The organism is Aerosakkonema funiforme FACHB-1375 (genome assembly GCF_014696265.1).
Lineage (GTDB): Bacteria > Cyanobacteriota > Cyanobacteriia > Cyanobacteriales > Aerosakkonemataceae > Aerosakkonema > Aerosakkonema funiforme_A.
Window position 1 is genome coordinate 65,498 of sequence record NZ_JACJPW010000018.1, and the last position, 13,974, is coordinate 79,471.

The window sequence follows — 13,974 nt, forward strand, 5'->3', positions numbered from 1 at the left end:
GCGAAAACAGTAATAAATCTTTAACAATCTTAGCTTATTTACAGACGCAAGCGATCGTGCGGCTGTATATGAGAAAATATACTTATTGTCAAAAGCCATCCGATAGATATTTGAGTATCTATCCGTAAATTATGAAACTATGACTCCTAAGATATTTGATGCCGCTTTTTACCAAGCTGTACATTCTGACTTGCCAGCGGCAGGTTTGACTACCGAGAATCAACTGTTTGAACACTTACAGAAGTTTGGTCTGAAGGAGGGACGCCAATTTTTACCGTTGGTAGACCTAAACTTCTATCGCGAGAACAACAGCGATCTAGCTTCTTTTAGCAACGAGCAATTATTCGAGCATCTGCAAACACACGGAATTGCTGAGGGACGGGTATTTTCTCGGTTGGTAAACTTAAACTTCTATCGCGAGAACAACCGCGATTTAGCTTCTTTCAACAACGAGCAATTATTCGAGCATCTGCAAACTCGCGGACTGGTGGAGGGACGCCGCTTTTCTGAGGTTGTCGATCTGGACTTCTATCTACAGAATAACGCAGATGTCAATCAAACTTACCGTGGCGATCGCTCTATTGCCCTATCCCACTTAAACGTTTTGGGCTTGACAGAAAGACGGCAATTTTCACCTACTTTCCAGTTCGATCCGGCATTCAAAAACTTTGTTTCTGCCGATGCTACGAATGTGGTTATTGATTGGAATCAGACCCTGCTGAATGCGATGCGGGTAGAGAGAACGTCAGGCGGGATGGCAACTCGGAATATGGCAATGGTACATACAGCAATTTACGATGCTGTTAATGCCATTGCAAATACTTTCTCTCCCTACCGAGTGGACACAGAAGCACCTGCTTTTGCTTCCCCTGAAGCTGCTGCCGCTGCGGCGGCACATCGCGTTTTAGTCAATGCCTACCCCCAACAAAAAGCTAGCTTGGATGCGGCATTGGCGTCATCTCTGGCGCAAGTTCCCGACGGTAAATCGGAAAGTGATGGCGTTGCCTTGGGCCTATTTGTAGCCGATCGCATTATCGAGTGGCGGAGTACGGATGGTTCAAACATCCAAGTTCCTTACACGCCACAATCCAATCCCGGCAGCTGGGTACCGACTCCCCCCAACTTTGCACCGGCAACGACACCTCAGTGGGCGGATGTTACGCCTTTTGGGATTAGAAGCACATCTCAGTTTCGCTTGACCGGGCCAAAGCTGTTGAATAGCGCCGAATACGCAGCCGAGTTCAATTTAGTTAAAGAATTGGGCAGCAAAAATAGCGCTACTCGCACTGCCGAACAAACAGAAATTGCCAGATTCTGGGCGGGCAGTCCCAATGCTTTTACCCCACCTACTTTCTGGAATCAAATCGCACAAGAAATGTCTTTAAGGCATGGCAATAGTCTCCTGGAAGATGCGCGTATGTTCGCTTTGTTGAATATTGCATTGGCTGACACTTCCATTGCGAGTTGGGATACCAAGTATGCCTATAATTCCTGGCGACCGATTACTGCGATTCGACAAGCTGACACCGATAATAATCCCCTGACAGAAACCGATCCGAACTGGGAACCTCTGCTGGGGACTCCGGCGTTTCCCGGTTACGTATCGGGACACAGCGCCCAAAGTGGCGCGGCAGAGATAGTTTTGAGTTCTATCTTCGGTAACGATGTCAGTTTTACTGCCAATGCGCTAGATAATCCCAACATTTCTCGATCGTATGATAGTTTTTCGCAAGCAGCAGAGGAAACCTCGATCAGCCGTCTTTATGCGGGAGTTCATTTCTCATCTGATAATACAGATGGGCTGCTGTTGGGGAGGTCTGTCGCCAATTATATTGTCGAGAACTTCTTGTTGAATAACGATATGACAATTATGTAGAGCTAAGTTAAGGACGTTTGCCACCTATATTGCTGTGTTAGCTCTTGATAAATGCTTTGCAATGACTGCACAGATGGTAAATTAAAACCAAAGTTGATTTGGCTGACCAATTCTCCCCATTTGTGCAGTTGTGTCAAAGAACCAGCTTGCTGAAACTTTTGGGCGTAGAATTCCACCCAAAATTGAGGCGCTGTATATGTTCTGGTTTTGCGCCAACGCTTGCGCCAAGCGAGAAAGTCCTTGGTGGTCGGTGGTTCGACTGCTACGATCGGCGGCAAGTCGGCGTAGCTGACAAATCTGCTGATACCATCTCCCACTACCAAGATAACGTGCGCCCAACAGCGTATTTGTGTAAGCTGTTCCGGATGCACTCCCAGAAGTTGGGCTATTGCTTCTGCGGTAACAAAGCGAGTTTGTGGATGAACTACTGTTGATTCTTGCTGAATTGTTGCTACCATATAAATGACTTCCCCTTTTGGGGTTTTGTTTTTAATTAGCGCTCGCCCTTCAGATTGCTACCTGGGAGGGCGATTGCTTTTAATTATCATAAAATTATAGTTGAATATTCAGCTGCTGTCAAGTATGGGACTGGTCAAACTGCGGATTAGAGAGTTTGCTGCGAAAGAGGGTTGGTCGCTTAAGGAAGTATCCGATCGCTCCGGAGTCCCCTACAGCACGATTAAAACTTATGCCTTGTCTGATGGAATGGCAATGGCTGATGTAACTGCCTTATTTAAGTTAGCGCGGGCATTTAATATTTTGGTTGAAGATTTAGTTGAGATAGTGAAGGAATAGTCAGAGTTTGTTTGAAGGTTGTTGTGCGATCGCTATTTATATCATGTCCGGTGACATCGGTAGTATATGACTGATGCTCTCATATTATCTGTGGGAATCGGGGTTAAATTTTTACCGCAGATGAAGGTAGATAAACGCAGATAAACGCAGATAAGAAAGCGATTTTTGTGCAATCGATGCAACCGGATTTGGCACCCTCTCAAAGGGAAAGGGAAAAGGGAAGAAATTCCTAATTTTGACTTTTGACTTTTGACTTTTGACTTTTTCTAGTCCCTAATATTGAATTCGATAAATGCGGTTATTGGCATCATCAGTAACGAGCATACTACCATCGGGTAAAGTTTGCAAACCCGTAGGTCTTCCCCAAGTCGTCGGTACAGAAGGATTTAACAGAAAACCGTCCAGAAAATCTTGATAGTAACCTAAAGGATTACCATTGGTGTCGAAAGGCGCAAACACAACTTTGTAACCGGTACCGCGATCGCGATTCCAAGAACCGTGAAAGGCGACAAATGCACCGTTACGATATTCTTGGGGGAAAGTTTGACCGTTGTAAAATTCCAATCCCAAAGGTGCGGAATGTGCTTGGAACAAGACATCGGGTGTAGTAGTACTTGCTGCTAATTCGGGATTTTCGCTTTGTCCGTTAACTGTGCGGCGCGGATCGAGTAGATTTGGTGATAGATAAGTATAAGGCCAACCGTAGAATTCACCTGCATTCAAACTGGTGAGGTAATCTGGAACTAAGTCGTCGCCTAAACCATCGCGTTCGTTCACCACAGTGTAAAGTTCGCTGTTTGTCGGGTTAAATTCTAGTCCGACTGGATTTCGCAAACCAAAAGCAAAAGTTTGTCGGTTAGAACCATCAAGATTCATCACCTGTACCGAAGCGCGTGGCAGAGGTTCTACATTAACATTAGAAGCAGATCCGATCGCTACATACAATTTCTGTCCATCCGGAGAAAGTGCGAGATTGCGCGTGGAGTGTCCGCCAGTTGGTAAGTCGGCAATTTTCTCGCCTGTTCCGATTAATTGCAACTGACCGTTACTGTAGGGAAAACGCACGACGGCATTAGTATTGCCAAGATAGAAGTAATTGTCGGCAAAAACCATCCCAAATGGTTGATTTAATCCGTTTGACTGACTGGCAAAAGTGGTGCGAACATCGGCGACACCATCTGCGTTGCTATCTCGTAACAAACTAATCCGATTTTGGGATGTTTCCGCTACTAAAACATCGCCGGTGGGAGTGACAGCTAACCAACGCGGACTTACCAAACCGGCGGCAAATACGTTTACTTCAAAACCTGTCGGTACTTGCAGTGAGGGATTGTCTGGAATTGGCACTGTTTGCGAAAATTTGGTGGCGCTTTCGGTTTGGAAAGGCGGCGGTAATGAGTCGAGTGTAACATTTATCGGTGTTGATGAAATCGGTGCGGCGGTGATGATGCTGTTGTGAAAAGGAATCCCAGATAAAAGGTTATTAATATTGTTGGTTTCTGCTGCTAATAAGCTATCTACTGAAACAATGCGATCGCTTCCTATTTGGTTTGGCAATACTCCCTCAACCCAACCCAAAATTGCACCGTCAGATTTCACTCTAATTATAGTATCAGAACTACCAGCAGCCAGAGAACCAATTTCCAGAGAAATGTCTGCCGCCGTTAAACCGCCAGTCAAACCAATGCGATCGAAACCGTTATTAAATTCGCGGATAATATCTGCTAAAGCTGCATCGTTTACGGCGGTATCCGTTCGCAGTACAACTGTGTCTTGACCTTCTCCACCAATTAAAGTATCTTTGCCAAAATCTCCCACTAAAATATCATTTCCTTCCAGACCGCTGAGAAGGTCATCGCCTTTACCGCCAAATAAAATATCGTTGCCTTTGTCGCCGGAAATTTGGTCGTTTCCTTGATTGCCGTAAAGATAATCGTCCTCGCTACCGCCGAAAAGAATATCCGCATCGTTATCGCCAAATAAGATATCTTTACCCTGATTTCCGTACAGGTAGTCGTTACCTTTGCCACCATACACTGCATCCGTACCTTCGCCACCAGATACGGTATCGTTACCTTGATTGCCATTAATCATTTCCGGCGCAGAGGAACCGCCAATATAATCATTTCCTTCTAATCCGCGCAGTCCGAACGGCAATCCACCCAGCAATCCCGCCGTTACCTGAAAATTATCGGAATTGGCAGTTAAGTCATAAAAGCCATCAAAATTTGGGCCTGACATCGCTGTTTCCTACCTGCAACAAATACTTATAATCTTACGCATCTAAGCAATAAATTCATCTGCTTTCATCTGTGCTTATAAATATTCTAAAATCTATCTCCAGATAGAAGTTAAAGTGAAAAATTCAAACTTGCCAAAATTAAATTAATTGCGTGCTGAGTATATGGCTCGATCGCATTCTAATCCTCAGTCTCGATTCCCGATCGACGATTTATTTTACCACTTATATTTAAAAATGTCAACTATAAATATATAGGTTTTTCGCAGATTTTTGGCTAATCCAGCTTTATTTTATGAGATTTAAAAGCCTATTACTGCGTGCTTCGGTAAATATGCCCATATTTAAAGAATCTTTTTTGAGCATAGCGATCGCTTTTATTAAAAAAATGGGTAAATTATTATAGAAACTTTAAATTGAGCCTGTGGACTTGCAGCTTTTGCGTTGGCAGAACCGATCTAAAAGGCTCAAGTTTATTATGCCAAAAACCCACGCTTTTGGCTGTATTCAAAATAAAAAATGTGGTTTATTTTCAAGGTAATTACACGTAAATAGTGAATTTACTAGCTAGTAATTAACTTCCCGAAAAAGCTACAGGTGCGACGTATGGTTTTAATTCGAGAGATTGTCCAACAAGCTTTAAATACAGGTTATCTCACAGTCCAAGCAGAAGAACAACTGCGGCAACTGTTAAGCAAAAAATATGGCTTAGAAGACTTAAATGCCTTTCTCACATTGCAGCAAGCAGCAATGGCTGGTTTGGTAAAGCAAGAGTCCCGCAGACAGAAATGCTCCCAGCATATTTCTGAGAGCATTTCTATTGCCGAACATCGATAGTTCGTTGTAGTTCAATTATAGGAAGCACCCTTAGCCTCGATTAGTTGAATTGAGCATTCGAGCGGGTATTTACCCAAACTCAGCTTTGTTTTTGCGTTGTTTCTTTGTTCATTTTTTCGGCTTTATCAGCTATTGCCTTTAAAGCCATCCGAATTGTCCAAGACGAAGTGCCAGGATTGGTTTCGATTTCCCCGATCAGAGTATTTAATTCGTCAATTACCTTTTGCAGCGGTTGATTAGTCATGACTGGCATATTCATTAATCTCTTAAGCTTCCGCAGCTTGCAAATGACAAGGAGTTTTCTTTGTAGTTTCATCACAACAGGCTGCCTGTTGAGCCGCATTTTCTCGCTCGATATTTTGGCAGTTTTCCGGCTCTAATTGAGTACAATTAGCGTTATGTAGTTGAGCTTCTTCATAAGCTAAAACCATATGAAGATAGGCTAGAATTTCCATATGTTTTTCCTCACAAATTATCATTTTTGATTCTATTGAAGTGGAAATATCGCCTGGGTTACGGTCGTAGTTGACCAGTTCATTGAGCGTCATTGTCAATTAGGTTTCTAAATCCACTTTGGTAAAGAAGAAGAGTCATTTAACGGTAGACACTCTGGGAACTGGCTGAAGTTTTATGCGATCGCTATCCTCGGTCGGTTAGTGGAAATCTTCTCGCCTGTCTAAATAAACATACGTTTAAAATAACTGTGTTTCAGGAAATCTTTGCGCGTCTACAGAGGAATACCCGCAGAATATTTGTTGGATATTATCAAAACAACCTGATTTAATTCCACTCTCCGGATAATCTACTGACTGCTTATATAAAGATTGGGTGAAGTTTAAGTAAAAAATTTTTCAAGGGAGCGGGTTAGGTAAATTTGCGGTACTTGCGGTAGATATTTCTATCAAAAAATGAAGCCATTTTCTGGTAGGTTGGGTTGAGAGAAGCGAAACCCAACACATTTTTTGGGTTACCCGGCGGGAATGTCTATTAGACATTTCCTCCACAACAATCTCAAATGGCAGGCAGGATGCCTACCCCACTAGAATTTTTGGAGAGGTCTATTAGACATTTCCTCCACAACAATCTCAAAGGCAGGCAGGATGCCTACCCCACTAGAATTTTTGGAGATGTTTAATAGAGAAGGAGTTAGCACAGAGGCAACCAAGCAATGCAAGTTCCCCGCCTGCACCCAGACACGATCGAACAAGTCAAGCAGCGAGTCGATATTGTAGATGTAATATCCGATCGCGTCGTCCTACGCAAGCGGGGCAAAGACTTCGTAGGCTTATGTCCCTTCCATGACGAAAAAAGCCCCAGCTTCACTGTCAGTCCGCAAAAACAGATGTATTATTGCTTCGGCTGTCAAGCTGGCGGTAGCGCCATCAACTTCCTCATGCAAGTGGAAAAACAATCCTTCAGCGATGTAGTGCTGGAATTGGCGCGACGCTACGCTGTGCCGGTGCAAACCCTCGAACCCGAACAGCGACAAGAACTGCAACGACAAATCACTCTCCGGGAACAGCTTTACCAAATATTGGCGGTGACAGCAGCATTCTATCAGCACGCATTGCGCCAATCCCAAGGACAACAAGCTTTAGAATATCTCAAATCCCAACGCCAGCTGAGTGAAGAAACCATCCAGCAGTTTCAACTCGGCTATGCACCGGCGGGTTGGGAAACTCTCTACCGCTACTTGGTAGAACAAAAAGGCTATGCCTTGCATTTAGTGGAACAAGCCGGGTTGATCAAACCGCGCAAAGAGGGTGGTGGTTATTATGACGTATTTCGCGATCGTCTGATTATCCCCATTTGCGATATGCAAGGCAAAGTTATCGCTTTTGGCGGTCGCACTCTCACCAACGAACAACCCAAATATCTCAACTCGCCGGAAACGCAACTATTTAATAAAGGTAAAACTCTGTTTGCCTTGGATAAAGCTAAAGACGCCATTGCCAAGCAAGACCGAGCTATCCTGGTAGAAGGGTATTTTGATGCGATCGCTCTCCACGCCGCAGGCATTACCAACGCCGTCGCGTCACTCGGCACTGCCCTCAATATAGATCGAATTCGTCATTTGTTGCGCTACACCGACTCGAAACAACTCGTACTCAACTTCGACGCCGACAAAGCCGGTACTACCGCCGCCGAAAGAGCAATCGGGGAAATTGCAGATTTAGCTTACCGGGGAGAAGTGCAGTTACGCATACTCAATATCCCCGATGGCAAAGACGCCGATGAATATCTCAAAACCCATTCCCATGAAGAATATCGCCAGCTGGTAACAAATGCGCCACTGTGGTTGGACTGGCAAATCGAGCAAATCGTTGCTGGAAAAAACCTCAAACAAGCCGATCGATATCAGCAAGCATATCAGCAAATGATCAAATTGCTGAATAATATCGTCAATCCGGATATGCGGACGCATTACATCACTCGTTGTGCAGAAATTCTCAGCCAAGGTGAAGCGCGACTGGTATCCATGATTGCCCAAAATATCATCGTCGAATTGAGAAATCCCCGCCGCAGTGGGCCGATTGGGATCGTCCCTCGGCGTCCTCAAGCTGCTAAACCAGTTTCCACTTTACCAGAAGGAAAACGATTAGAGCAAGCGGAAGCTTTACTTTTGCGCCTTTATCTGCATTGTCCTTACCAGCGTCAGGCGATCGCAGATATCTTAGAGGAGCGAGATTTGGAATTTAGCCTTTCTCACCATAGATTTTTATGGGCGCAGATTTTGGAGATCCAGGAAACATCTCCACAGTTAGAACTAGACCTCATCTCCAAGTTACAAGACAAACGCCTGGAATTCCCAGACGAAATGACCCAAGTTGGTCACCTGTTTCTACTAGATGAGTTGAGTCAGTTGGATATCACCCGCGCTGCGGAATTAATTCGAGCTGCTGTCACTCGTATGGAACAGGTGATGTGTGAAAAACAATCTCGTTATTTTCGAGAACTCTGGGAAAAGATTAACATTGCGATCGAACGAGAACGCGGCGAGCAATACAGTCAAGAATACCGCAGCACCACACAGCGCAGCATCGAACTCGATCGACTTTGCCAAGTCTCCTTCTCCGACTTAGTAGACATTTAAAGGAGAGAGCGGGGAAGTCAAAAGTCAAAAGTCAAAAGTCAAAAAGGGGTTAGGGATTAGGGGTTAGGGGTTAGGGAAAGTCAATCATTCAAAAATTCCTCCTCTTCCTCTTCCCTCTTCCCTCTTCCCTCCTCCCTCTCCCTCTTCCCTCCTCCCTCTTCCCTAGCCCCTAGCCCCTAATCCCTAGCCCCTTGTTTTTACGGACAGTACAAAGTCTCGCGAGTATCGCGTCCGGTCACGGGATTAGTACCTTTAGCAACCGCACAAAGGATCTTGAGCTGATCGTCACGCAGTACAACATCGGTAAAATCAGCACCATCGACGATCGCACCATCGAATTTAGCATTGAAGGCAAAAGCACCTTCCAGAATTGCATTGGTTAAATTAGCCTTCATAAAACGGGCTGTGGCTACCGTAGCATAGCTGAGGTCGGCTCCCTCTAAATTAGCTAAATTTAGAACTGCCCCGAAAAGACTGACTCCCCGCAAATCAGTATGGCTCAGGTTACTGTTGCGGAGATTGGCTTGGTTGAATTTGGAATCTGTGAGGTCGCGTCCGGAGAAATCTGCACCAACTAGGTTTTCTTTGGTGTAGTCCAAAGCCCAAGCTGGAGCCGAAATCCCTCCAAAAGCCGTTAGGCAGATCGCTACCCAAAGCCATAAACTGAGTAATATTCTCGCGATCCGATTTTTTAAACTTGAATTCATGTTCGTACCAGTTGATGGCAAACCGTTCAGTATCTCATTATCCCGATCTCGGTGCATTAGGTGAAGACCTGGTTGCCCAATGGTTGCGATCGCAAGGCTGGTCGATATTGCATCGTCGCTGGTATTGTCGTTGGGGAGAGTTGGACATCATCGCCCAAAACAGTGAATCCGCAGATTTGGTATTTGTAGAGGTAAAAACCCGCAGTCGCGGAAATTGGGACGCCGACGGTCTGCTGTCGATCTCGCCGCAAAAACAAGCTAAACTTTGGCAAGCGGTGCTGTTATTTTTAGCCGCACACCCAGAACTGGCAGAGCGTCCGTGTCGATTTGATGTAGCTTTGGTTAGGTGTGAGCGGCTGGGTAGAAAGCCTTACCGTAATTCCAATTTTGAAGCTATAGATAGTTACTACTCAGATCCCCCATCGGCAGATGACCAAAAAGGAAACAATGCGGAGCAATCTTTGCTGACTGCGAAAGCTACACAGAAAACAGGATATCGACTTGTCTTGCAGCAGTATATTCAGTCAGCCTTTGATTTTGAAGGTTAGATTTCTCTTCTCTTATGCCAGAGTTTCCGGGCAGTATCCCAAACCATTGACAAATTGGCGGCGAAATGCTTCGATTTCTTCGCGATCGGGTCTACCGTGAGAAACTACTGCCACTTGGTAGCGGCGCATGACGTCAATGGGCGACTGTCCCGCATCCAAACTCCAAAGTGCCATTTTGACGCGGACTTCCGGTTGGTGGGGAATTCCCAATTCGTTTAGGAATGCTCGAAAGTCTCCGTGCAGTTGTGGGTCTAAAGAAGTTTTCATTTTAACCTTCACTACCCAGCCATCAATCTGATGGAGAACTGTGACTGAATAAAGAGGAAATTGGCGATTCGCGTGCAGGTACTCAACTACTCTTTGAGTCAGGCTGGCATTGGCGAGGAAATATAAGTATTCCATAAATTTACTTGGGGAGAGTAGTGAATGTTATACCTATATTTTTGCGAGGAGTTGTGTTTTACAAATAGGGGATAAACCCCCAAGCTTTACTGGGGAGTTTTACCCAATTTTTTGATTTTATATTGAGATTTATTAATTAATTGTAACTCTACATTACTGAAAAGATAAAAAACTTTACAAATAGGTTTTGGTTGGGCTCTCTAGGTAGAGCATACATAGCTCAAATTAGGCAAAATGTAGCATATTCCTTGAGGCAGCGACAAATTTCACCTTGGCACGATCGATCCCAGATTCAATTCCCATCTGTCCGGATTAAATTGCCAGAGTCAGCCTTGGGAAGCAGAAGCGATTTAAAATTCAATACGTACATCATCACCCAGTCCAGTGCCTAATAAAGATGAAGATTTATTATTAGCCGCATACGATTATCAACTACCAGAAGAGAGAATCGCACAAAATCCGGCGATCCCCAGGGATAGCTCTCGCTTGCTGGTAGTAGATTCTCCCTCTCACCACAGCCACCACATATTTCGCGACTTACCCAACTTGCTCAAATCCGGCGATTTGCTGGTGCTGAACAACACTCGCACGATCCCAGCCAGACTTTACGGTCGCAAAATCAGCGGTACAGCAGTAGAAGTTTTACTGTTGGAAGAGCTGGAAAACAACAGCTGGTTAGCTTTGGTGAAGCCAGGTAAACGCTTGCCGCCAGGAACGAAAATACTATTTGAAGCTCAACTTCTCCCACCGGAAGAGGAGGATTTTCAATCCAAAATCCAAAATCCAAAATCCAAAATCCAAAATCAACTCACCGCTACAGTCGTGGCTAGAGATGAAGGTACGGGTGGGCGAATTTTGCAATTTGAACTACCGCCAGAAGTATCTTTGATTAAAGTTTTGGGACAATTCGGTCATGTGCCTTTGCCACCTTACATTAAAAATACCCAGTCTCACCCAGAACAATATCAAACAGTTTATGGCGAAAGACCGGGAGCGATCGCAGCTCCGACAGCGGGACTGCACTTTACAACCGAGTTACTCAAACAGTTGCAAGAAAAAGGAATCGAACAGGTATATGTAACCTTGCACGTCGGCGTAGGAACGTTTCGACCCGTTGAAGCAGAGGACATTACAGCTCACAAAATGCACTCCGAATGGGTCGAGGTATCGCCGGAAACGGTCGCCAAAATCCGCGCCACCCAGGCGAGAGGAGGTCGAGTGATTGCAGTGGGAACAACAGTAGTGCGATCGTTGGAAGGAGCTGCGGTTAGCGGAGAATTACAACCTTTTTGCGGCAAAACGGAATTATTTATCTATCCCGGTTACAAGTGGCGCGTAGTGGAGGGACTGATTACTAACTTTCACCTACCCCGTTCTAGCTTACTGATGCTCGTCAGTGCAAAGATCGGGCGCGATCGCTTGCTCTCATTGTACCGAGAAGCGATCGCCCGCGAGTACCGCTTCTATTCCTTTGGCGATGCCATGTTGATTTTGCCGGAAGCAAAGCTACCAAATTGATCGAAAAAAATGGTTCTTTTGGAATCTTTATGCAAAAATTCATGTACGAACATTTTCTCCCCCGCTCCCCCCCTCCCCCGCTCCCCCCCTGCCAAAGTCGGCATACTAAAAAATAAAAAAACCAAATGTTTAAAAAGCACCCCTCAATCTATATAATTGCCGCCGCTATCAGTCTCGCTTGTTCGTCTGCGCTGTCCCCAACCCATGCAGCGAGCGATATCCCAGGAACGAAGCAGCTAGTTCGAGGTATTGTTACTCAAGATCTGGAGGCGGCTGGTTACTTCCAACAAGGAGTCAATAGCTACAACCAGAGAGACTTGGATATCGCCGCCGACGCTTTTCAGAAAGCTCTGGAACGAGACCCCAAAATTGCTCCGGCTCACTTTTACCTGGGCAATATTTTAAATGAAAAAGGCCGCACTGGGGAGGCGATCGCTCAATACCAGCAAGCGCTTGCTCTCAATCCAGATTTAGAAGAAGCGCATTATAACTTGGGAGTGATTTATTATCAACAAGGTCAAATTGATGCTGCGATATCCGCATATGAAAGAACCCTTGCCATCAATCCCGAAAATTCCTATGCTTACTACAACTTGGGCGCGATCTATTATCAACTCGATCGGCTAGAAGAAGCGAACGTAGCCTACAGGCAAACGATTCGTCTAAGTCCCGAAAATGCCGATGCTTACTACAATTTGGGAATTGTGTTAGAAAAGCAAGGGCAACTGGAAGCGGCAGCAGTTGCATACCAAAAAGCAGTTGAAATCAATCCGAATTTAGCAGCAGGCTACAACAGTTTAGGCAATATTTTAAGTAGACAAAATCAGCCAGAAGAAGCGATCGCAGCTTATAAAGAAGCGATTCGCCGTCACCCCAACGATCCTTCCGCACACTATAATTTGGGCGTTATTTTGTACTATCAAGAGCAGCTCAAGGATGCAGTTCGCCCCCTCAAGAGAGCTAGGGACTTATACAGATCCCAAGGTCAGACCTCTAAAGCCGATGAAGTCGATCTCCTAATACAACAAATTGAGGTGCTGCGGAAACAACCGAGGCGCTAGGGGCTAGGGGTTAGGGATTAGGGGCTAGGGGAAGAGGGAGTGGGGGAGCGGGGGAGCGGGAGAATAAATCTTTTCCCTCTTCCCTCTCCCGTCTCCCATTTTCCTCTTCCTCTCCCTTTTCCCTCTGTTCTCTTCCCTAGCCCCTAACCCCTAGCCCCTAGCCCCTAGTCCTTCAAATGGGCAACTTATTGATATCTTTGTTCGAGCCAATCACAACCATTGCCGAACCTTTAAGAAGCCGTCTGTTAGGATCGGGATTAATTTCAAATTTGCCTTCATGACTTACCGCTAGCAAGTTCAAACCATAACGGGTGCGGAGTTTTAGTTCGGCGATCGTTTTGTTGTGAAATTCATCTGGAACGATCAGTTCCACAATGCTGTTTTCCGTATCCAAATCAAAACGGTCTAAAATCGCTGGTTTGGTGAGCGATCGCGCCAGCGCACAACCCGCCTCAAACTCCGGATAAACCACATGATCCGCTCCCACACGCTTCAATAGCTTCACATGAACTTCCGATGAAGCTTTCGCGACAACGTGAGCCACACCAGCTTCTTTCAAATTCAGAGTTGTAATGACACTTTCTTGGATATAATTACCAATAGCAATAATCACTGTATCAAACTCAAAAATACCCGCTTCTTTTAGAGCCGCCGGTTCTGTTGAATCCAATTGCACTGCATGAGAAACTAGCTGGTCGGTCAAAGCTTGGGAAACTCGTTTTTCGTCAACGTCAGTTCCCAGAACTTGGTATCCCATATTGTGCAAAGATGAGCAGACGGATCGACCGAAACGACCCAATCCAATGACCGCAAACTGTTGATTGTCTTTACGTAAACTGCGAAAAAAACTTAGAGATGACAGGTTCATACCAATACCTTTTATTACACACACTTTCT

At 45.2% G+C, this 13,974-nt stretch carries 14 protein-coding genes and 1 pseudogene; 7 read left to right on the forward strand and 8 right to left on the reverse strand.

What is annotated here, in order from left to right:
• Positions 1 to 139: 139 nt before the first annotated feature.
• Positions 140 to 1,876: a vanadium-dependent haloperoxidase gene (locus H6G03_RS09365; protein ID WP_199315224.1), complete on the forward strand. Its 1,737-nt coding sequence runs from the start codon at positions 140 to 142 to the stop codon at positions 1,874 to 1,876.
• 2 nt (positions 1,877 to 1,878) lie between these two features.
• Here the strand turns inward: H6G03_RS09365 and H6G03_RS09370 are convergent, their stop codons facing one another.
• Complete coding sequence (locus tag H6G03_RS09370) at positions 1,879 to 2,334, reverse strand: hypothetical protein (protein WP_190464056.1); 456 nt, start codon at positions 2,332 to 2,334, stop codon at positions 1,879 to 1,881.
• Between the two features lie 124 nt (positions 2,335 to 2,458).
• Here H6G03_RS09370 and H6G03_RS09375 point away from each other — a divergent pair, with 124 nt between their 5' ends.
• Positions 2,459 to 2,671 (forward strand): helix-turn-helix domain-containing protein, encoded by a 213-nt coding sequence (locus H6G03_RS09375; protein WP_190464083.1) that lies wholly within the window; start codon positions 2,459 to 2,461, stop codon positions 2,669 to 2,671.
• A 273-nt stretch (positions 2,672 to 2,944) separates the two neighbouring features.
• Here the strand turns inward: H6G03_RS09375 and H6G03_RS39250 are convergent, their stop codons facing one another.
• Both H6G03_RS39250 and H6G03_RS39740 read right to left on the reverse strand, forming a co-directional pair.
• On the reverse strand, positions 2,945 to 4,228 hold the full coding sequence (locus tag H6G03_RS39250) for a PQQ-dependent sugar dehydrogenase (RefSeq protein WP_456057565.1): 1,284 nt from the start codon (positions 4,226 to 4,228) through the stop codon (positions 2,945 to 2,947).
• Positions 4,229 to 4,447: 219 nt separating this feature from the next.
• A pseudogene (locus tag H6G03_RS39740) lies at positions 4,448 to 4,912 on the reverse strand (calcium-binding protein); the annotation flags it as partial.
• A 604-nt stretch (positions 4,913 to 5,516) separates the two neighbouring features.
• On the opposite strand from H6G03_RS39740, the gene H6G03_RS09385 reads away from it, so the two are divergent.
• The gene (locus H6G03_RS09385; protein ID WP_190464058.1) at positions 5,517 to 5,747 is read left to right on the forward strand and encodes a hypothetical protein; all 231 of its coding nucleotides are present in this window, start codon (positions 5,517 to 5,519) and stop codon (positions 5,745 to 5,747) included.
• Positions 5,748 to 5,826: 79 nt separating this feature from the next.
• Here the strand turns inward: H6G03_RS09385 and H6G03_RS09390 are convergent, their stop codons facing one another.
• Complete coding sequence (locus H6G03_RS09390) at positions 5,827 to 6,000, reverse strand: hypothetical protein (RefSeq protein ID WP_190464059.1); 174 nt, start codon at positions 5,998 to 6,000, stop codon at positions 5,827 to 5,829.
• Between the two features lie 13 nt (positions 6,001 to 6,013).
• Complete coding sequence (locus H6G03_RS09395) at positions 6,014 to 6,295, reverse strand: hypothetical protein (protein ID WP_190464060.1); 282 nt, start codon at positions 6,293 to 6,295, stop codon at positions 6,014 to 6,016.
• Positions 6,296 to 6,915: 620 nt separating this feature from the next.
• Between H6G03_RS09395 and dnaG the strand changes: the two genes are divergently transcribed.
• Complete coding sequence (gene dnaG / locus H6G03_RS09400) at positions 6,916 to 8,841, forward strand: DNA primase (protein WP_190464061.1); 1,926 nt, start codon at positions 6,916 to 6,918, stop codon at positions 8,839 to 8,841.
• Positions 8,842 to 9,038: 197 nt separating this feature from the next.
• Here the strand turns inward: dnaG and H6G03_RS09405 are convergent, their stop codons facing one another.
• Positions 9,039 to 9,548: a pentapeptide repeat-containing protein gene (locus tag H6G03_RS09405; RefSeq protein ID WP_190464062.1), complete on the reverse strand. Its 510-nt coding sequence runs from the start codon at positions 9,546 to 9,548 to the stop codon at positions 9,039 to 9,041.
• Positions 9,549 to 9,562: 14 nt separating this feature from the next.
• Between H6G03_RS09405 and H6G03_RS09410 the strand changes: the two genes are divergently transcribed.
• Complete coding sequence (locus H6G03_RS09410) at positions 9,563 to 10,096, forward strand: YraN family protein (RefSeq protein WP_190464063.1); 534 nt, start codon at positions 9,563 to 9,565, stop codon at positions 10,094 to 10,096.
• A 12-nt stretch (positions 10,097 to 10,108) separates the two neighbouring features.
• On the opposite strand, the gene H6G03_RS09415 is transcribed toward H6G03_RS09410, so the two are convergent.
• A complete protein-coding gene (locus H6G03_RS09415) occupies positions 10,109 to 10,498 on the reverse strand; it encodes a hypothetical protein (RefSeq protein WP_190464064.1) in 390 nt (129 codons plus the stop codon).
• Positions 10,499 to 10,882: 384 nt separating this feature from the next.
• Between H6G03_RS09415 and queA the strand changes: the two genes are divergently transcribed.
• Together queA and H6G03_RS09425 are read left to right on the forward strand one after the other, a co-directional pair.
• A complete protein-coding gene (gene queA, locus H6G03_RS09420; protein WP_190464065.1) occupies positions 10,883 to 12,016 on the forward strand; it encodes a tRNA preQ1(34) S-adenosylmethionine ribosyltransferase-isomerase QueA in 1,134 nt (377 codons plus the stop codon).
• Positions 12,017 to 12,141: 125 nt separating this feature from the next.
• On the forward strand, positions 12,142 to 13,077 hold the full coding sequence (locus H6G03_RS09425; protein ID WP_190464066.1) for a tetratricopeptide repeat protein: 936 nt from the start codon (positions 12,142 to 12,144) through the stop codon (positions 13,075 to 13,077).
• 172 nt (positions 13,078 to 13,249) lie between these two features.
• On the opposite strand, the gene H6G03_RS09430 is transcribed toward H6G03_RS09425, so the two are convergent.
• Positions 13,250 to 13,945, reverse strand: a complete 696-nt coding sequence (locus H6G03_RS09430; RefSeq protein WP_190464067.1) for a potassium channel family protein — start codon at positions 13,943 to 13,945, stop codon at positions 13,250 to 13,252.
• Positions 13,946 to 13,974 lie beyond the last annotated feature (29 nt).